Annotated in this window: 17 protein-coding genes and 1 tRNA gene; 3 read left to right on the top strand and 15 right to left on the bottom strand. The window is 62.3% G+C overall.

The window, feature by feature from the left end:
* Positions 1-6: 6 nt before the first annotated feature.
* From PspR32_RS23815 to panB, 12 genes are all read right to left on the bottom strand, one after another.
* The gene (locus tag PspR32_RS23815; RefSeq protein WP_159389247.1) at positions 7-1,845 is read right to left on the bottom strand and encodes a S9 family peptidase; all 1,839 of its coding nucleotides are present in this window, start codon (positions 1,843-1,845) and stop codon (positions 7-9) included.
* On the bottom strand, positions 1,811-2,971 hold the full coding sequence (gene pqqE / locus PspR32_RS23810) for a pyrroloquinoline quinone biosynthesis protein PqqE (protein WP_159389246.1): 1,161 nt from the start codon (positions 2,969-2,971) through the stop codon (positions 1,811-1,813). The genes PspR32_RS23815 and pqqE overlap by 35 nt, the downstream gene beginning before the upstream one ends.
* Positions 2,943-3,218: a pyrroloquinoline quinone biosynthesis peptide chaperone PqqD gene (gene pqqD / locus PspR32_RS23805; protein WP_036995043.1), complete on the bottom strand. Its 276-nt coding sequence runs from the start codon at positions 3,216-3,218 to the stop codon at positions 2,943-2,945. Before pqqD ends, pqqE begins: the two co-directional genes overlap by 29 nt.
* The gene (gene pqqC / locus PspR32_RS23800; RefSeq protein ID WP_010221421.1) at positions 3,215-3,970 is read right to left on the bottom strand and encodes a pyrroloquinoline-quinone synthase PqqC; all 756 of its coding nucleotides are present in this window, start codon (positions 3,968-3,970) and stop codon (positions 3,215-3,217) included. Before pqqC ends, pqqD begins: the two co-directional genes overlap by 4 nt.
* Positions 3,971-3,978: 8 nt before the next feature.
* Positions 3,979-4,890: a pyrroloquinoline quinone biosynthesis protein PqqB gene (pqqB, locus tag PspR32_RS23795; RefSeq protein WP_036995044.1), complete on the bottom strand. Its 912-nt coding sequence runs from the start codon at positions 4,888-4,890 to the stop codon at positions 3,979-3,981.
* Positions 4,891-4,957: 67 nt separating this feature from the next.
* Positions 4,958-5,029: a pyrroloquinoline quinone precursor peptide PqqA gene (gene pqqA / locus PspR32_RS23790; protein ID WP_008365141.1), complete on the bottom strand. Its 72-nt coding sequence runs from the start codon at positions 5,027-5,029 to the stop codon at positions 4,958-4,960.
* Between the two features lie 168 nt (positions 5,030-5,197).
* A complete protein-coding gene (gene pqqF, locus PspR32_RS23785; RefSeq protein ID WP_159389245.1) occupies positions 5,198-7,537 on the bottom strand; it encodes a pyrroloquinoline quinone biosynthesis protein PqqF in 2,340 nt (779 codons plus the stop codon).
* A gap of 38 nt (positions 7,538-7,575) precedes the next feature.
* On the bottom strand, positions 7,576-8,373 hold the full coding sequence (locus tag PspR32_RS23780) for a carbon-nitrogen hydrolase family protein (protein ID WP_010221425.1): 798 nt from the start codon (positions 8,371-8,373) through the stop codon (positions 7,576-7,578).
* A 13-nt stretch (positions 8,374-8,386) separates the two neighbouring features.
* Complete coding sequence (locus PspR32_RS23775; RefSeq protein WP_010221426.1) at positions 8,387-10,069, bottom strand: flavin monoamine oxidase family protein; 1,683 nt, start codon at positions 10,067-10,069, stop codon at positions 8,387-8,389.
* A gap of 159 nt (positions 10,070-10,228) precedes the next feature.
* Positions 10,229-10,543 (bottom strand): helix-turn-helix domain-containing protein, encoded by a 315-nt coding sequence (locus PspR32_RS23770; RefSeq protein WP_036995046.1) that lies wholly within the window; start codon positions 10,541-10,543, stop codon positions 10,229-10,231.
* Between the two features lie 316 nt (positions 10,544-10,859).
* The gene (locus PspR32_RS23765) at positions 10,860-11,321 is read right to left on the bottom strand and encodes an Lrp/AsnC family transcriptional regulator (RefSeq protein WP_010221428.1); all 462 of its coding nucleotides are present in this window, start codon (positions 11,319-11,321) and stop codon (positions 10,860-10,862) included.
* Between the two features lie 92 nt (positions 11,322-11,413).
* Positions 11,414-12,232, bottom strand: coding sequence for a 3-methyl-2-oxobutanoate hydroxymethyltransferase (panB, locus tag PspR32_RS23760; RefSeq protein ID WP_010221429.1), 819 nt, complete (start codon positions 12,230-12,232; stop codon positions 11,414-11,416).
* Between the two features lie 93 nt (positions 12,233-12,325).
* Between panB and PspR32_RS23755 the strand changes: the two genes are divergently transcribed.
* From PspR32_RS23755 to PspR32_RS23745, 3 genes are all read left to right on the top strand, one after another.
* Positions 12,326-13,108 (top strand): AraC family transcriptional regulator, encoded by a 783-nt coding sequence (locus PspR32_RS23755; RefSeq protein WP_036995080.1) that lies wholly within the window; start codon positions 12,326-12,328, stop codon positions 13,106-13,108.
* 93 nt (positions 13,109-13,201) lie between these two features.
* Positions 13,202-13,855, top strand: a complete 654-nt coding sequence (locus tag PspR32_RS23750) for a hypothetical protein (protein ID WP_036995047.1) — start codon at positions 13,202-13,204, stop codon at positions 13,853-13,855.
* 71 nt (positions 13,856-13,926) lie between these two features.
* Entirely contained in the window at positions 13,927-14,079 is a 153-nt protein-coding gene (locus PspR32_RS23745) for a hypothetical protein (RefSeq protein ID WP_158491188.1), read from the top strand.
* Between the two features lie 53 nt (positions 14,080-14,132).
* Here the strand turns inward: PspR32_RS23745 and PspR32_RS23740 are convergent.
* The 3 genes from PspR32_RS23740 to rpoD all read right to left on the bottom strand — a co-directional run bounded on the left by PspR32_RS23740 (position 14,133) and on the right by rpoD (position 19,942).
* A tRNA-Ile gene (locus PspR32_RS23740) sits at positions 14,133-14,209 on the bottom strand.
* Between the two features lie 13 nt (positions 14,210-14,222).
* Positions 14,223-17,966 (bottom strand): EAL domain-containing protein, encoded by a 3,744-nt coding sequence (locus tag PspR32_RS23735; protein WP_159389244.1) that lies wholly within the window; start codon positions 17,964-17,966, stop codon positions 14,223-14,225.
* A 128-nt stretch (positions 17,967-18,094) separates the two neighbouring features.
* Positions 18,095-19,942 carry an RNA polymerase sigma factor RpoD gene (gene rpoD, locus PspR32_RS23730; RefSeq protein ID WP_010221432.1) on the bottom strand — a complete coding sequence of 616 codons (1,848 nt, stop codon included), beginning with the start codon at positions 19,940-19,942 and terminating at the stop codon, positions 18,095-18,097.
* Between the last annotated feature and the right edge of the window lies 1 nt (position 19,943).

Raw genomic sequence — 19,943 nt, 5'->3', positions numbered from 1 at the left:
AGCGATCTAACTGCCTTCCAGCACCCGCCGATAAAACTTCCACTCCTCCTCCAGCGCATGCGCCAGGTTGCTCGCCGTGCGAAAACCGTGGCGCTCCGACGGGTAGAAATGCCCTTCGGCGTGAATGCCGTTGGCTTGCAGGGCGTCCAGCATCGAGCGGGTCTGCTCCGGCACCACGACAACGTCCAGTTCGCCCTGGAAGAAGATCACCGGCACCTTGATGTTCGAGGCGTGCAGCAACGGCGTGCGTCGCTGATAGCGTTCTGCATCCGCCACGGGATCACCGATCAGCCAGTCCAGGTAATCACCTTCGAACTTGTGCGTGGCCCGGGCCAGGGCCTGCGGATCACTGACGCCATACAGACTGGCACCGGCACGGAACACATTGTGGAACGCCAGGGCGCAGAGCGTGGTGTAGCCACCAGCGCTGCCGCCGCGGATAAACGCTCGCTGCGGGTCGATCAGTTGGCGCTCGGCCAGGTGGCTGACCACCGCGCAGGCATCTTCGACATCGATCTCTCCCCAGCGCAGGTGCAGGGCCTGGCGATAGTCACGGCCGTAGCCGCTGCTGCCGCGGTAATTGAGATCGGCCACGGCAAAGCCGCGCTGGGTCCAGTACTGGATGCGCGGGTCGAGCACCGGGAAGCAGGCGGAGGTCGGGCCGCCATGGATGAACACCAGCAGCGGCGGCTGCGCGTCACCGTTCATGGCCGGGTAGAAAAAGCCATGGGCGATGCCATCACCGCTGGGATAGCGCAGCGCCTGCGGGCGGCTGATGCGTTCGGCGGGCAGTGGCAAGGCTCCGCCCGCCAGTACCTGGGCCTTATGGTTGTGGCGATTGATGGCGATGATGGCGGGTGGGCTGATGGCCGACGCGGCAATGGCATAGAGGTGCTGCTCGTCCAGGTCGAGACAGCGAAAGCGGCTGTAGTCTGTGCTGTAGTCCTCTACTGAACCATCGAGATGACAGACGCCCAAGCGGCTGAAGCCGTTATCGAACCAGCTTGCCAGGTAGCGCTGCTCGTCCAGCGGCAGCCAGGTGCTGGCGCCCAGTTGCCAGGGTGCACCGGCATGGTCGGCGGCGGCGGCTGGCAATGGGCTCCAGCCTGTTGCCGTCTCACCCCAGGGTTGCCAATAGCCGTTGCGATCGGACAGGCAATACAAACGACCGGCTGCGTCAAAGCGGGGTTGTTGCAGGGATTGTTGCGGGCCCTCTTCACCGGCGATGCAGCGCGGCGTGCCCCACTGGCCCCCTGCCTGGCGTTGGCAGCAAAGCAGCCGGGTTGCTGTCCAGGGTTGTTCGGGGCGGCTCCATTCAATCCAGGCCAGGCGCGAGCCATCGGCGCTCAGAGTTGGTGAGGCGTAAAAGTCGGCGCCTTCGGCCAGCACTTCACGGCTGCCCTTGGCGATGGCGACCAGGCGATGCGCGACTGCCCCGGGGCCATGGCTTTCTTCCACGGCCAGCACCTGCCCGTTGGCCCAGCGCAGATCACCGTAGCGCCGCACGCCCTCGGACAACGGCTGCGGCAACCCGCCATTGAGGTCCTGGGTATACAGCTGCTGGTCGGCCTCGTTGACGAACACCAGGCCATCGTCGCTCAGGCAAAAGCTGCCGCCACCGTACTCATAGACCCGGCTGCGTACGCTGAAGCCATTGGGCGTCAGGCAACGGGCCAGGCCATCGCGCCAGTGCCAGATCCGGCAGGCGCCATCGCTGGGGCGAAATTCGTTCCAGAACAATCCTTGGGCCGTCACCCGCAGCTCGGCAAAATCGGTACCGGCGGCGACCGCCTGGGCGGCGCTGAAACGCTCAGCTGCGGACAATGAGACGGGAGTTTCGCTCATTACGGAAGGTCAGCTCATCGATGGTCTGGTGGGCATGCTCGGCGTCTTCACGAGCCTTGAGGATGATGCCGTGCTCGGCCGACTTGGCGCAAACCGGGTCGGCATTGCTGGCGTCGCCGGTGAGCATGAACGCCTGGCAGCGGCAGCCACCGAAGTCCTTCTCTTTCTCGTCACAGGAGCGGCATGGCTCGGGCATCCAGTCGTAACCGCGAAAGCGGTTGAAGCCGAACGAGTCGTACCAGATGTGCTGCATGCTGTGCTCACGCACATTGGGAAACTGTACTGGCAACTGCCGGGCGCCGTGGCAGGGCAGTGCGGTGCCGTCCGGGGTGACGGTGAGGAATACGCTGCCCCAGCCGTTCATGCAAGCCTTGGGGCGCTCTTCGTAGTAGTCCGGGGTGACGAAGATCAGCTTGCAGGGGTTGCCGGCGGCCTGCAGTTTGGCCCGGTATTCGTTGGTGATGCGCTCGGCGCGTTCGAGCTGGGCACGGGTTGGCAGCAGACCGACGCGGTTGAGGTGCGCCCAGCCATAGAACTGACAGGTAGCCAGTTCGACGAAGTCGGCTTCCAGGGCCACGCACAGCTCGATGATGCGATCGATCTTGTCGATATTGTGCCGATGGGTGACGAAGTTCAGCACCATCGGGTAGCCATGGGCTTTTACTGCCCGGGCCATGTCCAGCTTCTGCGCGAAGGCCTTCTTCGAGCCGGCCAGCAGGTTGTTGACCTGTTCGTCGCTGGCCTGGAAGCTGATCTGGATATGATCCAGCCCGGCCTCCTTGAAGGCGGCGATCTTCTGTTCGGTCAGGCCGATGCCGGAGGTGATCAGGTTGGTGTAATAGCCCAGGCGCCGGCCTTCGCCGATCAGTTCGGCAAGGTCCTGGCGCACCAGCGGCTCACCACCGGAAAACCCCAATTGCGCCGCGCCCATCTCCCGCGCCTCGGCCATGACCCTGAACCACTGCTCGGTGCTCAGTTCCTGACCCTGGGCGGCGAAGTCCAGGGGGTTGGAGCAGTACGGGCACTGTAGCGGGCAACGGTAGGTCAGCTCGGCGAGCAGCCACAGCGGCAGGCCGACTTCGGGCGTTGCCGGCAGGTTATTTGAGCTCGATCCAGTGTTCGGCACGGGCCACCTCCATGAACTGCTCGATGTCGTCACCGAGCTCGGGTACACCGGGGAACTGCTTGTCCAGCTCGGCGATGATCGTGGCCACATCGCGCTGGCCGTCGATCAGCCCGCCGATCAGCGCGGCGCTCTCGTTGAGCTTGATCATCCCTTCCGGATACAGCAGCACATGAGCCTTTTGTGCCGGTTCGTACTGGAAGCGATAACCCGGGCGCCAGGCCGGGACGTGCGTGCGATCGAAACTCATAAGGCGATTCCTTTGTGCCAGACCCTTTCGCGGGTGACACTGTGGTACGGCGGGCGGTTCAGTTCGTAGGCCATGCTCATGGCATCGAGCATGCTCCAGAGAATGTCCAGTTTGAACTGCAGGATCTCCAGCATGCGCTGCTGACCCTCAACGGTAGTGTAGTGCTGCAGGGTGATCGCCAGCCCATGCTCGACGTCACGCCGGGCCTGGCCCAAGCGGGTGCGGAAGTACTCGTAGCCGGCCGGGTCGATCCACGGATAGTGTTGTGGCCAGCTGTCCAGGCGCGACTGGTGGATCTGTGGGGCGAACAGTTCGGTCAGCGAGCTGCTGGCCGCTTCCTGCCAGCTGGCGCGGCGGGCGAAGTTGACGTAGGCATCCACGGCGAAACGCACACCGGGCAGCACCAGTTCCTGGGAGCGCAGTTGCTCCGGGTCGAGGCCGACAGCCTGGCCCAGGCGTAGCCAGGCTTCGATGCCGCCGTCTTCACCGGGAGCGCCGTCATGGTCGAGCAGGCGCTGAATCCATTCGCGGCGAATTTCGCGGTCCGGGCAATTGGCCAGGATCGCGGCATCCTTCAGCGGAATATTGACCTGGTAGTAGAAGCGGTTGGCGACCCAGCCCTGGATCTGCTCGCGGCTCGCACGGCCTTCATACATCGCTACATGGTAGGGATGATGGATGTGGTAATAGGCGCCCTTGGCGCGCAGAGCCTGTTCGAATTCGGCGGGGGACAGCGGTTTGGCGTCACTCATGTCGGCTCCTAGAGGGTGATGCTCATGCCGTCGAAGGCCACTTCGACGCCGCGCCGGGCACATTCGGCGCGTTCGGCCGAGTCCTCGTCGAGAATCGGGTTGGTGTTGTTGATGTGGATAAGCACCTTGCGCTGGCGCGGGAAGCTTTCCAGTACCTCGAGCATACCGCCTGGGCCGTTCTGCGCCAGGTGGCCCATCTCGCGGCCAGTGCGGGTGCCGACACCGCGGCGCTGCATTTCATCATCCTCCCACAGGGTGCCGTCGACCAGCAGGCAGTCGGCCTCGCTCATCATCTGCAGCAGCTTGGCGTCGACCTGGCCCAGGCCCGGGGCGTAGAACAGCTTGCCGCCGCTGCGCAGGTCCTCGACCATCAGCCCGAGGTTGTCGCCCGGGTGTGGGTCGAAGCGGTGCGGCGAATAGGGCGGTGCGGCGCTGCGCAGCGGGAAGGGGGTGAAGCGCAGGTTCGGGCAGGCGTCGATGACGAAGCTGCCTTCAAGCTCGATGCGGTTCCATTGCAGGCCGCCGTTCCAGTGGCTGAGCATGGTGAACAGCGGGAAGCCGGTGCTCAGGTCCTGATGGACCATGTCGGTGCACCAGACCTGGTGCGGGCAACCTTCGCGCAGGCTGAGCAGACCGGTGGTGTGGTCGATCTGGCTGTCGAGCAGGACGATGGCGTTGATGCCGGTGTCGCGCAGGGCGCGGGCCGGTTGCATGGGGGCAAAACTTTGCAGCTGCGCGCGAATATCCGGCGAGGCGTTGCACAGTACCCAGTGAACGCCATCGTCAGACAGGGCAATCGATGACTGGGTACGCGCCGTGGCGCGCAAGCTGCCGTCGCGAAAGCCTTTGCAGTTTGCGCAGTTGCAGTTCCACTGCGGAAACCCGCCACCGGCGGCGGAACCTAGAATCTGGATGTACATGGCCACTCCTGCCGCGTGCTGAAATAAAAACGCCCCGGCGGACCGAGGCGTTGTACCGCAAGCAGGCTCAGCGGCTTGCGAAATACATGGTCACTTCAAAGCCGATACGCAGGTCAGTGTAAGCAGGTTTGGTCCACATGGGATTACTCCTTCCGGATAGGTCTGGGGTTTGCCAGCTACTTATTTAGTCCACCCTCCAGATGAGGGGTTCCCATAGCCGAGATTGCGCTATCTTACTAAAAAAATACGAACTGAATGGTTAAATCTAAGATAAACGTCGTTACAGGGACGGTAAGAATCGCCAGCGTCAGTGCCAGTTTCCAGTGGGCGCCGGACCATTGGCCAGGCACAGCCAGCCTTGTTCGGCCTGGCTCGTCTGGCGGGCCAGGCGCTGCAGTTGTGGCATCTCGACTGCCAGGATCGCCGCTTGCAGATCGCTCAACAACGGCTGCTGCTGACCGGCCAGATGCGCCTGCCAGGCCCATTCGGCAACGTCATTGTTGGCCATGGCCTGTTCGTCGAACTGCGCGGCCAGTGCCTGTTTATCCGCAGTGTTGCAGCTCAGCGTGGCAGGCAGGGCATCGAGCACTGCCTGGATATGCCCGATGATCTCGGCATGGCTGGCCGACGGCGACTGCACGCCGAGCAGCAGGCCATTGCAGCCTTCAATCTGACGGAAGGCGCTGAACACCGCGTAGCCCAAATTCAGCTCGACTCGCAGCCGTTGATAGAACGGCCCTTGCAACTGCTGGGCAAGGAGTCGGGCAGCGGCTTGGTGTTCGATCGGGACCGGGCAAAACAGCAAAAGCGCGTGTTCGCTGGCCGGCGGCGGCAGCGTTTGCCAGCGGCGTAAAGCCTCTATTCGGGGGGGAAGCTGCTTGCCTGCGCGCCCAGGCACCTTCCCCAGGGCCTGATTCAGTGCCTGTTGTTCGGTAAAGCCGAAACCGCTCGAGAGCCCCTGCCAGGTTGAATACTCCCACAGTGCATCAAGATTGCTCTGGCTGATGGTGCAGGCCGGTAACGGCTCGTCCACGCGGCCCAGCACGTGCTCCGGTAACTGCCTGAGCAGGGCCCGGATAGGCATCGAATCGGGTTGCTCGGCGGCGGCGGGTGTCCAGCTTTGGCTCGCTGGCAGCCGCAGGATTGCCAGCGCATGGTCGATAACCGTGGGCACCACGGCGCCGTTACCGGTGCAGCGCAACTGCCAGTAGGTGTCGCAGGCACTCCAGTGCAGGTGTACGCCAGCCTGGGCTGCCTGTTCGCGCAGTGGTTGCAGGGCCCGATCGAGCACCTGCCAGAGGCGCTCACGCAAGGCTGAGGTCAGTTGCCAGCGCAGGTAGACAACGCCGTGCTGGCGTATGGGTGGGAGCAGAGGAGACAGGGTCAGGCCGTCGGGCGCTGCGGTGGCAGGAACGCTTACAGGCGTTATCTTCAGCAGCGGATTGGCAGCGGGCAGTCGCCAGGGTTCTAGCGGTGTTTGCGCCTGGCCATCGAGCAGGGTGTCGAGCAACCGTTCGAGCGCTGCAAACCCTTGCTCATCCAGTGCCTTGAAGTGTTGCCCGGTGCTATCGCGGCGAGCCAGCTCCAAGGCGCTGGCGGTCTGTTCGCGACAGTGCTGCAATCGGCCGTATTCCTGGTTGATGTCGCTCAGGTCGGCGCTGCGCAAAAACGCCAGCCAGTCGCTCAGCAGGGCCAGGACCTGATCGACGCTGGCTGCATCGTTGAGCTTCAGGCCTGCATGCAGCAGGGCCTGGCCGGCAAAGCTGTAGAGCGATGAAAACTCGAAATGCTCCAGCCAACCCCGTTCATGCAACGTCGCCGATAACCCGCCAGGCCGGGTGTCGCTCAACCAGGTTGCGAGAAAGTCGATGGCCTGCTCAACGCCTGGGTGAAGGTTGTCGCACGGGTACAACACATCCAGTTGCCGCTTGTCACCCATCAGCAGCGGCGCCTGGCCGTTGAAGCTCGGTGGTAGCGCCTGCTGCACTGTCGTCCCGGCGCTGAACACACGTGCGAATCGACGCGCCAGCGCCTCCAGCTGTGCAAGGCTCTGCGGCCCGCTCAGGCTCAGGGTGAACTGCCCGGCCTGATAGAAGCGCTGATGAAAATCTCGCAGGGCCGCCTGGAACGCCGGGCTTTGGACCTGCAGGCTGTAACGATTGCCCGCCTGAAAAGCGCTCAAGGGATGTTCGCGGCCGGCCGTCTGAAGCAAGGCAAACTGCCGCTGCATTTGTGCGTTGCGCGACCAGGCAATGAACTCGGCATGGATTACTTCGCGTTCGCGCAGTTGCCGCTCAAGCCCGAACTGCGGGTGCGCGAGCATGTCGCAAAGACGCTCCAGGCCACCGGCAAACGCGGCCTGAGGCACTTCAAAGAAGAACTCGGTAGTGCGCTCACGGGTGCTGGCATTGACCTGACCGCCGTGGTGCTGCACGTAGCGCATCAGGCCGTCTTCCAGCGTGAAGCGTTGAGTGCCGAGAAAAAACAGATGCTCGAGAAAGTGCGCCAACCCCGGCCACGCTCGTGGCGCGTCATGGCTGCCGGCCTGGACCCGCACCGCCGCCGCACAACGCTTGAGCTGCGGGGCATGGCGCAGGCTGACCTGCAGGCCGTTGTCGAGGGTCAGTTGATGAAGGGCGCAGGGCATGGCGGCTCCGGAGGCAGGCGAACCGTCATGCTAGCGGATTATCGGCGCGGCGTGCTGTAGAGCTCGGGGCGCAGGTCATGCAGGTAAGGGGTGTTGGCCCGCCCCTGATGTACCCGCTGCAGTTCCAGGTCGGCGCTCAGCAGCGCCGTGTCACGACCGGCCATGGCCAGGATGCTGCCATCCGGGCCGACGATACTGCTTTGCCCGCAGTAGTGGATCTCGTCTTCGCTGCCGCAGTAGTTGGCGTACACCAGGTAGCACTGGTTCTCGTAGGCACGGGCGCGCACGGTAACCTGGGCGATGAAGTCGAAGGGCACCATGTTCGCCGTCGGTACCAGGATCAGCTCGGCACCGGCCATGGCCAGGCGTCGGGCGGTTTCCGGGAACTCGATGTCATAGCAGATCAGAATCCCCAGACGCCAACCGTTGAGCTCGACCACCGGGAAGTGATCAGGGCCTGGGCTGAACATCGCCCGGTCGAGGCCGCCGAACAGGTGGGTCTTGCGGTAGTTGCACAGGCTGCTGCCGTGGGCGTCGATCAGTTGCACGCTATTGAAGACCTGACCGTCGTCCGCCAGCTCCGGGTAGCCGTAGGCGATGGCAATGCGATTGCTCTGGGCGATCTCCACCACGGCCATGGCCGAGGGGCCGTCTTCGGCTTCGGCCAGGCGCGCCACGGCTTCGCTACCGATGTTGTAGCCCGTCAGGAACATCTCCGGGCACACCAACAGCTCGGCGCCGCGTGCAGCGGCCAGTTGCGCCTGCTGGTGCAGGCGCTCGAGGTTGCCGGGCAGGTCCAGCGGTTGCGGTTCGCCTTGGAACAGGGCGATGCGCATGGCGATTCTCCCGTCAGTCGGCCAGGGCGATAGGTCCGATCTCATTGAACACATCGCCCGGGCCTGGGTTGTCCGGGTGGGTATGCCCACCGAAGTGAGTCATGATACCCCAGACCGCATTGAGCGAAGTCTGCACCGCGCCTTCGACCCAGGCCGGGGTCCACGACACATCGTCACCGGCAATGAAGATGCCGCGCTGTTCGGTCGGCATGTCCTGCTGCATGAAGTGCGCGTACATACGCTGATTGTAGCGGTAGTGGCCGGGCAGGGCGCCTTTGAAGGCGCCGAGGAAGTGCGGATCGGCCTCCCACGAGACGGTGATCGGGTCGCCGATGATATGCCCGGCGATATCGACTTTCGGGTAGATCTTCTTCAGCGCATCGAGGGCCAGCTTGACGCGTTTTTCCACCGGGTGCGGGAGCATCTTCAGTGCATCGCTCATCCACGAGTAGGACAGGCAGATCACCCCCGGCTTGTCGTCGCCGTTGTCGAACAGGTAGGTGCCGCGGGTCAGGCGGTCGGTCAGGGTCATGCTCATCAGGTCGCGACCGGTTTGCGGGTCCTTGTCCTTCCAGAATGGCCGGTCGACCATGACGAAGGTCTTCGATGACTGCATGTAACGGGTGCGGTCCAGGGCCATCCACATTTTCTGCGAGAACAGCGATTCTTCGCATTCGATCTGGGTGGTCAGCAGCCAGCTCTGGCAGGTGGTCAGCACGGCGGCGTAGTGGCGGGTGTCGCCCCAGTTATCGGTCACTGCCAGGCGCCCATCGCTGTCGCGGGCAATGCTTTTCACCCCGGGGCGTGGCGCGCCGCGATGCAGCGAGCTCAGGCTGGTGCCGGCCGGCCAGTGCGCGCAGCGCTCCGGCACATGGCGCCAGATGCCCAGCGGCACCTGCTCGACGCCGCCGACGACCAGATGCTGGTGATCGTCGCAGTTGGTCATCACCACACGGAAGATTTCCAGCATCGAGTTGGGGAAGTCCGAGTCCCAGCCGCCGGTGCCGAAACCGACCTGGCCGAATACTTCGCGGTGCAGGAAGCTGAGCTTGGCGAACGCCTTGGAGGTGGCGACGAAATCGTAGAAGGTGCGGTCGTCCCACAGCGGTACCAGGGTATTCCACAGTTCTTTCAGGCGTGGCACATCGCGATCGCGGATGGCCTGCTGGATATCGCCGAAGCGGGCGCCGTCTTCCAGGGCATCGGCCCAGGCGTCAGCCACTTCCTGAAACAGCTTGGGCAGGTCGGAGAGTTTTTCCGCGTAGTGGGTCTGGCCTTCCAGGTCGATTACCGTGCTGCCCGAAGCGGGGGTCAGCGGGTTGGGGAAGGGTTTGGTTTCCAGCCCCAACTTGTCGACGTAGTGATAGAACGCGGTGGACGACACCGGGAAACGCATGCCGCCGAGCTCGGCGATGATCCCGTCGGTGCCTTCGAAGGTTTGCGAACGCAGGCGCCCGCCCATTTTCGAGGCTTCGTACACCACCGGCTTGAGGCCCAGCTTCATCAGTTCGTAGGCTGCCACCAGGCCGGCAATACCGGCACCGACAATGGCCACTTCTTCGCCGTGGCGTTCAGCCGGAATGCTGCCCAGGCCGGCCGGGTGCTCGATCCAGTCGTCAAAGGCGAACGGGAAATCCGGGCCGAAAATAGTGATGGGTTTCTTGCCGTCGGCGGGGTGGCGATTGTTCTTGTTCATAAGTGACCTTGCCAGGCGCTGCGCGGGGTGCGGAGCTTGAGTATAGAAAAACACTGGCGGTCATTTTAGGGGGTGGGGGTTACGTTATTAAGATGCAGAGTGTCGTCGTTATGATTTAATTCAGGTCATTATGACGCTTATTTAAGGCAAATCGACGAGTCAGGTCAAAGCGGCCAGGTGCTCGACGGTTTCGGGGAATTTTTCTACCAGGCGGATCAGTGTCACAGCCTGGGCGTTGGGGCGCGCCCTGCCTTGCTCCCAGTTTTCCAGGGTACGGGCATTGGTGCGCAGATACATGGCGAATACCGCGCGAGACATGTTCAGGCGTTCACGAATAGCCACAAGCTCTTCGGCCGATACCGCCATCAGCTCGGCGAGTTGTACTTTGTGCGAGCGCAGGGTCAGCTTGCCCTGACGCGCCTGGGCAAGGGCATCGAAGCCTTCGCTCAGTTCGGAGAAAACATCGCGTTTCATTTTAAGTCCTCGCTTCGATTTCCAGATCGAGCATCTGTCTGAGCGACTGGCGTTGCGCAGGCCTCCTGTACCCTGGATGACTGAGCCAGCCTGGGGATTGAGCATCAGTACAAACTGCAAGGACCTGAAGGCCTCGTCATCCAGGTAGTCGTGGCGATAACGTGAAAAGGCCGGCAATTCGACGAAAAGTGCTTCCATGCTCTGTACGTTACCTGCGTATAGTTTTTGGTCGCTAGGCTTTACCGTCAAGCGGCAAGCCTGTAACCAGCCTATACGTGGGGCAACTGATCATCCGGGGGGATGATTGCCTGGTGTGTCAAACCGGCTGCCCGCGATCCACCTTGCTGCTGAGGATGATCGAGGTAGTGGTCTTTTCCACCCCATCAACGCTGCCGATCTGATCGAGCAACTGGTCGAGTTGCTCGGGCGAGTCGCTGCGCAGCCAGGCGACGTAATCGAATTCGCCGCTGACCGCGCACAATTGCTGTACCTGGCCCATGGCGCTCAGGCGCCGCACCACGTCCTTGCCCGAGCGCGGTTGCACCTTGATGCCGACATAAGCCTGCAGGCCACCATCGATCAGGCGCTGGCCCAGGCGCACGCCATAGCCGCTGATGACCTTGGTCTTTTCCAGGCGGGCCAGGCGCGAGGTCACCGTGGTGCGCGCGATGCCCAGTTGCCGGGCGAGCGTGGCGACGCTTTCACGGGCGTTGATCTGCAGCAGCGAGATCAGCTGGCGATCGATTTCGTCGAGGGCGACGGGGCGGCTGTCGGACATGGGCACTCTCTGGCAAGAGCCGCATTTTGCGGCTCATGGAATAAGCGCGATAGCCTATCCATTGCCCTCACCCTTGGGCAAGGCGTCTGTGCTCAGCGCGCCTTGAAGCAGTGTTCGGCCTGGGGAAAGCTGCCGTCGCGCACTTCCCGGGCATAGGCGGCCAGGGCTTGGGCAATCTGTGGCTGCAGGTCGGCGAAACGCTTGACGAAGCGTGGCTGGTATTCACCGAACAGCCCCAGCAAATCCTCGGTGACCAGCACCTGACCATCGCAGGCTGGCGACGCGCCGATACCGATGGTGGGGATCGCCAACTCCTCGCTCAGACGCCGGGCCAGAGGTTCGGCGATGCCTTCCAGTACGACCGAGAAAGCGCCTGCGCCCTGCATGGCCAGGGCATCCTGACGCACCTTGGCGGCGCTCTGATCATCCCGGCCCTGGGCCTTGAAACCGCCGAGGCTGTTGACTTGTTGCGGCATCAGACCGACATGGGCCATTACCGGAATACCGCGGCGGGTGAGAAACGCTACGGTCTCGGCCAACTCTTCACCGCCTTCAAGCTTGACGCCCTGGGCGCCGGTTTCGCGCAGCAGTCGGGCGGCACTGAGGAACGCCTGTTCAGGCGAAGCCTGATAGCTGCCAAACGGCAGATCGATAACCACACAGGCGCGCTGGGCCCCACGCATCACCGCCTGGCCATGGGCAATCATCATCTCCAGGGTGACCCCCAGGGTGCTGGGCATGCCATACAGCACCATACCAAGCGAGTCGCCGACAATGATCACATCGGCCTCGGCATCCACCCAGCGTGCCATCGGCATGCTGTACGCCGTTAGCACCACCAGATTGCCAGCCCCCTTGCGCTGCTGAATGGCGGGCACGCTCAAACGGTTTTCACGTACATGGCTGCTCATCGGTCTCTCCTTGGGTTGTTCAACGAAGCCGGGCGCAGGCTAACATCGGTCCTTGTCGGCTCACTTGAGCAAAGGAGACAGACGATGCTGTCAATGAGACAAGCTAGCGAAGTGCCGCCGCTGCCGGACTTTCAGCAACTGCCGGGCCCGGTGTACCGGCGCATGTTTGCTATTCCGGCGGGCCATCGGGTGCAGATGCACAGTCATCCCTGGGTGCAGTTCACCTATGCCAGTGCCGGCATCATGCAGGTACTGACCGAACACCACAGTTACCTGTTGCCGCCGCAATGTGCGTTATGGATACCGGCTGGCGTCGAGCACACCGCCTATAGCGACCAGGCCATCGAGTTTCGCGGGCTGTACCTGGACGACTCGCTGCTCAATGGTTACCAGCGCCCCTGTGGCGTGCTGCAGGTCACGCCGCTGGTGCGCGAGCTGATCGCCAAGGCCAGCCGCTTTGCACCGGAATATCCCGCACAAGGGGCCCAGGCGCGGCTGCTGCAGGTGTTGGTCGATGAGTTGCGCGAGCTGCCCGAGGCGCCATTTGGCCTGCCACTGCCCAGCGACCCGCGCTTGCGGCGGATCACCGAAGCCTTGCAGGCCACCCCTGCGGATAACCGCAGCATTGAGGACTGGGCGCAGCAGGTAGGGGCTTCACGGCGTACCCTGGTGCGATTGTTCCAGGCGCAGACGCAGTTGTCGTTCCGGGAATGGCGACAGCGCCTGCGCCTGCTTGCGGCGTTGCCGCTGCTGGCCCAGGGCATGAGTGTCACGGCGCTGGCCAACGAGTTGGGCTACGACTCGGTGTCGGCGTTTATTGCCTTGTTTCAGCAGCACTATGGTGTGACGCCAGGACAAATGCGCCGGCGTCAGTAATGGCTTGGTAGTGGCAGTGGTTGCACAGTAAAATCGTGCGTTTTTACGGCTTGGTCGATATCCGGCGCTGGCTGATGCTGGAAGGGTTGCAAGATGAGCAAGATCCACTTCGACGTTGATGCTGTTTATTGCATTTCGATCAAAGAGCGAAACGACCGGCGCGAGTTGTTCAGGCAGACCGTTGGCAGCCTGATCCAGAATCAGGTGATCTTCCACGTTGTCGAGCGTAGCGATGATCCGGTCAGGGGCTGTTATGAGTCCCATCAGGCCTTGGCACGCCAGGCATTGGCTGAAGGTTTGCAGCGCGTGCTGATCTTCGAGGATGACGTCCAGGCCTATGCGTTAAAGGCGGCGCCTATCCGTTGGGTCAATCGCTTTATTCGCACGCGCAGTTTTGAAGTGCTGCACCTGGGGTACAGCATGGGCAGGACCTGGCTGACCTGGTTTCCCTACATCGCTCGCGGTCGCGTGGTGGCCCTGCATGCGTACATCCTGTCGCCTGCGGGCTGCCGGATCCTGGCTGAAACACCTTACGACGGTACGCCGGTGGATGTGCTGTTCAAGCAGCGCATCAAACAGCACTGCGTGTTCCCGATGTTGTTCCGTCAGCATGCGGCGTCAGCGACGGGCAGCGATATCGAAGCGCTGGTCAAGAACGAGGATGAGTTCTGGCAACGCAACTGGGACAAGCATCGCATTTCGCCGCTGAAGAACTTCTGGCGCACCCTGCTTCGGGTGCGTTTCTGAGAGAACCAACTAGAGTGGTGACAGTACCAGCGGCACGGATGCCGCTGCATGTTCATTGCTCAGGGTTCGAGATGATTCGTAATAAGACCTTTGGCGCGCTGCAGTTATTGAAGCGCGTTCTTTTCACTGTTTTGGCCTTGCTCAGCTTCTTTGTCATACCACTGGTGTGGGTGCCGTTGATCGTCGGTGACAAGTTGCTGGGGAAGTTCAGGCAGCGCAGGTGAAACCGGTTTCTATCGCAGGCACAAAAAAACCGCGCAATGCGCGGTTTTTTGTTTGGTGGGCCCAGCAGGACTCGAACCTGCGACCAAGGGATTATGAGTCCCCTGCTCTAACCAACTGAGCTATAGGCCCCAGTGGACGCGGATTATAACGAGGGTTTCCAGGCTGTGCTATCCGAAAGATCCGAAAGTGCTATGCGAAGGAATGTCGCGGCAAATTCCCCGGCTGGCAGCGGCAGGCTGACGATGTAGCCCTGGATCTGCTCGCACCCTTCGGCTGCCAGGAACTGCTGCTGGGCCTGGCTTTCCACCCCTTCGGCAATTATGGTCAGTTGCATACTGCGCCCCAGGGCAATGATCGCGCGGGCGATGGCGGCGTCGTGGGGATCGTCCGGCAGGCCGCGGATGAACGACTGGTCGATCTTGAGGATATCCAGCGGCAGGCGTTTGAGGTAGCTCAGTGACGAGTAGCCGGTGCCGAAGTCATCGATCGCCAGTTGCACGCCCAACTGCTTGAGCTGGTGGAGGATGGCCAGGGCTTCTTCGGCCTGGCTCATGATGAAGTTCTCGGTGATCTCCAGTTGCAGGTCGCCAGCCTTGAGCTGGTGGGTCTTGAGCAACTGTTCGATGCGCTTGACCAGGCTTGGCTGGCGCAGTTGGGCGCCGGCCAGGTTGACCGATAGCGGGCCGAACGCCAGGTAGTCGTGCTTCCATGCCTGCATTTGCTGGCAGGCCTGTTCCAGCACCCAGTCACCCAGTTGCAGGATCATGCCGTTTTCTTCGGCCAGTGGGATGAAATGTTCCGGTGGAACGTCGCCGAAGCTTGGGTGGGTCCAGCGGATCAGTGCTTCGGCGCCTACCAGGCTCTGGGTTTTCAGGCTGAACTTGGGCTGGTAGCACAGGCTCAGCTCATTGCGCTCGATAGCCCGGCGCAGCTCGTGCTCCAGGGCGATGCGTTCGCTGGCCTGGGCGGTGAGGTCGCGGGTGTAGGACTCGACCCGGTTGCGGCCTTTGGCCTTGGAGCGGTACATGGCGGCGTCGGCGTTGCGGATCAGTGAGGCGACGTCGGTGCCGTCCTGTGGATACAGGCTGGTGCCGATGCTGGCGCTGGTGAAGAACTCGTGCTCGCCGGCCTGGAACGGCGCCCCGAAGCAGGCCAGCAGCTTGTGCGCGATGTGCCCGGCATCACTGGGCTGGTGCAGGCCGGGCAGGAGGATGATGAACTCGTCGCCACCCAGGCGCGCCACGGTGTCGATATCGCGCACCTGATCCTTGAGTCGCTGGGCGATGGCTTTGAGTAGCAGATCACCCACCGGATGGCCGAGGCTGTCATTGATGTGCTTGAAACGATCGAGGTCGAGAAACAGCACTGCGCCTTGGCGCTGCGAGGCTTGGGCGCAGTTGAGTGCAGCCTGCAGACGGCTTTCGAACAGAGTGCGGTTGGGCAAGCCGGTGAGCGGATCGTGATGGGCCTGGTAATCGAGCTTGGCTTGCGCGTGCTTGAGGCTGGAGATGTCGGCGAACACCGCGACAAAGTGGGTGATGCCGCGTTCGCTGCTGCGCACCGCGCTGATGGTCAGCCAGCTGGGGTAGACCTCGCCGTTCTTGCGCCGGTTATGGATTTCGCCTTGCCAATGGCCCTCGGCAGTCAACTGGTGCCACATGGCCACGTAGAAGGCACTGTCGTGCTGACCGGAGGCCAGCAGGCGCGGGGTCTGGCCCAGGGCTTCGAACTCGCTGTAGCCGGTGATTTCGCTGAAGGCGCGGTTGACGGCGCTGATGCGTTGGTCGGTATCGGTGATCAGTACCCCTTCGGCGGTGTTCTCGAACACCGTGGCGGCCAGTTGCAGTTTTTCCTGCATCAGGTGGCGCTCGGTGATGTCGCGGGCGATGGTCAGCATGCAGTCAACGCCGGCGATCGGTAATGGCCTGGCGGATAGCTCGCACAGGCGGATTTGACCGTCGCTGCGGCGGATATGACAGCTGAAATCACGTACGAAACCATCGCGCTGGAGCATGTCCAACAGGCGGCGGCGCTCGTTGAGGTCGACCCAGATACCCAGGTCCAGCGACGTGTGGTCCAGCGACATATGGGTGTCGTAGCCGGTCAGTCGGCAGAAGCCTTCGTTCACCTCGATCAGCAGGCCGTCGCTCTGGCGTGACAGCAGCAGGCCGTCAGGAGAGGCGTGGAAGGCTTTGGCGAACTTCTCTTCGGAGGTTTGCAGCTGTTCCTGGGTTTCCTTTAGCTGACTGATGTCCCTAACCGCCACGACCAGTGCCGGCGTGCTGTCGAGCTGGAAGGTTTCGGCGGAGGTCAAGCCGGTGAACACCTGGCCGTTGCTGCGCCGGAAGAGCATTTCCAGGTTGCGGATGCTGCCTGCCTGCAAGCGTTTGAGCAGGTCGGGGCCGATGCCGTCGATGCCCCAGATGTTCAGTTCGGTCGCGGTGCGGCCCAGCACCTGCGCCGGGCTCAGGCCAATCTGCTCTTCGAAGGCTTCGTTGACCTCCAGCAGGCAGCCGTCGCTCATGCGGGCGATGACCAGGATGTCCGGACATTGCTGGAACACCGAGGCGAACTTTTGTTCGGACAGGCGCAGGGCTTCTTCGGCGTTCTTGGTTTCGCTGATGTCGATCATCAACCCGCGCATCACCGGCTTGTGCCCGTGTTCGATCAGGCTGACGATATCGCGCACCCACAGGCTGCGGCCGTCGGCGCGGATCACCCGGTAGTCCAGGCTGTGATCGCGCCCGGCAGCGGTTTCGCTGTCGCAGAAGGCCTGGGCCCAAAGTGCGTCGTCAGGGTGAATGATGCTGCGCCAGAAGCCCGGACGCAGCCATTGGCTCAAGGGGTAGCCGAGCAGGCCTTCGGCGTGGGGCGAAACGTAGCTGTAGGTGAAATCGTTGGCGTCGGCTTCCCAGGCAATGGCTGACAGGCTCTCGATCAGGCCGCGGTAGTGGTACTCGCTGCTGCGCAGTTCCTGTTCCAGGGCAATGCGCCGGGAAATCTCCGAACTCAGGCGCCGGTTGACGCGGATCACGGCCGCCAGGACCGCGATCAACAGCAGCAAGGCAGGCAGGCCGTAGATCAGCAGGTCGTACCAGAGCGTGCGGTGATCGAGCACCTTGCCGACCCAGCGCTCCTGGATGTTGCTGATTTCGTTGGGGCTCATGTCGGCCATGACTTTGTCGAGGATGCTGACCAGGATTTTCTGCTCCTGCGGCACGGCCATGGCCAGCTGATAGCGGTAGGGCGTTTCGCCGCTGACGTACAGGCCTTCGAGCTTGAGCTGGCGCAGGCTCCAGATGCTCGAGGCGAGGTCGCCAACCACTGCATCCACCTCGTCGGTGGCCAGGGCCTGCAGCGCCGAGCTGACATTGGGCAGGGCTACCAGGTTGAGGTCCGGGTGATGGGTACGCAGCAGTTCATGGGGCGCGTAGTTCTCCACCACGGCGATTTTCAGGCCGTACAGGTCCTTGATGGTGCGCGGTTGCGGGCCGCCGTCATGGGCGAGGATGACGATCGGGAAATCCAGGTAGGGGCGGGTGAAGGCCAGATAGCTCTGGCGCTCCGGTGTCGACATGATGCCTGGCAACAGGTCGAGGTTGTTCTTGCGTGCCTGCTCGAGTACAGCGGTCCAACTGATCGGTTCGATCGGCTTGAACTGCACATTCAGGCGATCCTGGATCAGGGCAATGTAGTCGGCGGCCAATCCCTGGTAGCGACCATCCTGGTCCCGGTATTCGAATGGTGGCCAGGATGCATCGACGCCCAGGCGCAGCTGCGGATGCGCGCTGAGCCAGGCTTGTTCTTCGTCAGTCAGGGTCAGGGCGCCGGCCGTTGCACTCCAGACAAGCAGGAGGGCCAACAGAAGGGCCGGCATTCGGGGCATAACGGCCTCGTCACACAGGTGGATTGATTCGAGTGTAGACGGGCATTCAAGTGGCGGGGTAGTGGGCAAAGGCTTAAAAGCACCGTTCGCCGGAAAAGAAAAACCCCGGCCTGGGCCGGGGTTTGTCGTCACTCGTCGAGGAAGGAGCGCAGATGCTCGCTTCGCGTCGGGTGGCGCAGCTTGCGCAGCGCCTTGGCTTCAATTTGACGGATCCGCTCACGGGTCACATCGAACTGTTTACCGACTTCTTCGAGAGTGTGATCGGTGTTCATATCGATACCGAAACGCATGCGCAGCACCTTGGCTTCGCGTGCGGTCAGACCGGAGAGCACGTCACGGGTCGCTTCCTTGAGGCTTTCGACCGTGGCCACATCGATTGGCGACTGCATGGTGGAGTCTTCGATGAAGTCCCCCAGATGCGAATCTTCGTCGTCACCGATCGGGGTTTCCATGGAGATCGGCTCTTTGGCGATCTTCAATACCTTGCGGATCTTGTCCTCTGGCATTTCCATGCGCTCACCCAGCTCTTCCGGGGTCGGTTCGCGACCCATTTCCTGCAACATCTGCCGGGAAATACGGTTGAGCTTGTTGATCGTCTCGATCATGTGCACCGGAATACGGATGGTGCGGGCCTGGTCGGCGATCGAGCGGGTGATCGCCTGGCGGATCCACCAGGTGGCATAGGTCGAGAACTTGTAACCACGACGGTATTCGAACTTGTCCACCGCCTTCATCAGGCCGATGTTGCCTTCCTGGATCAGGTCGAGGAACTGCAGACCGCGGTTGGTGTACTTCTTGGCGATCGAGATAACCAGACGCAGGTTGGCCTCGACCATTTCTTTCTTGGCACGACGAGCCTTGGCTTCACCGATCGACATGCGACGGTTGATGTCCTTGATCTCGGCGATGGTCAGGCCGGTTTCGCTTTCGAGGTCGATCAGCTTCTGCTGACAGGCCACGATGGCGTCGCTCTTCTCACCCAGGGCGGTTGCCCATTTGGTGCTGCGCTTGGCCAGGTCGCTGGCCCAGGTCTGGTCGATTTCGTTGCTCGGGAACAGGCGCAGGAAATCGGCACGTGGCATGCGCGCGTCACGGACGCACAGTTGCATGATGGCGCGCTCTTGCTGACGCAGACGGTCCAGGGCACTACGAACGCGCTCAACCAGGGCTTCGAACTGCTTGGGCACCAGCTTGATCGGCATGAACAGCTCAGCCAGATCGAGCATCGCCTTGAGGCTGTCCTTGTGGCTGCGGCCGTTCTTCTTCAGAACCTTGAGGGTGGCGTTCAGTTGATCCTGAACGGCACCGAAGCGCTGACGAGCGACTTCCGGGTCGGGACCGCTTTCGGTCTCTTCCTCTTCCTCGTCACCTTCCTTCTCTTCGTCTTCGTCGTCAGCTTCGGCCTTGGCCGGTGCTTTCGGGTCGATCGGCGGCGGTACTTCGGCCGGCGGCGCAATGCCGTCGTCCGGGTCGATGTAGCCGCTGAGAACGTCGGACAGGCGGCCACCTTCGGTGGTGACGCGATCGTACTCGGAGAGGATGTGCTCGACAGTACCCGGGAAGTGGGCGATAGCACCCATGACTTCGCGAATACCTTCTTCGATCCGCTTGGCGATTTCGATTTCGCCTTCGCGGGTCAGAAGCTCGACGGTACCCATTTCACGCATGTACATGCGCACCGGGTCAGTCGTGCGACCAATATCGGTTTCCACAGCCGCCAACGCTGCGGCGGCTTCTTCAGCTGCGGCTTCGTCGGTGTCGGCTTCGGCCAACAAAAGGGCATCCGCATCCGGAGCACTCTCGAATACGTTGATCCCCATGTCGTTGATCATGCGGATGATGTCTTCCACCTGCTCCGGATCTGAAATATCCTCTGGCAGGTGGTCGTTGACCTCCGCGTAAGTCAGGTAGCCCTGCTCACGACCGCGGGTGATCAACTCTTTGATGCGAGACTGCTGTTGCGCTTTTCCGGACATA

It is taken from the genome of Pseudomonas sp. R32 (assembly GCF_009866705.1).
GTDB lineage: Bacteria > Pseudomonadota > Gammaproteobacteria > Pseudomonadales > Pseudomonadaceae > Aquipseudomonas > Aquipseudomonas donghuensis.
The sequence above is the reverse complement of the archived record's forward strand: the minus strand, read 5'-3'. Positions and strand labels throughout refer to the sequence as shown.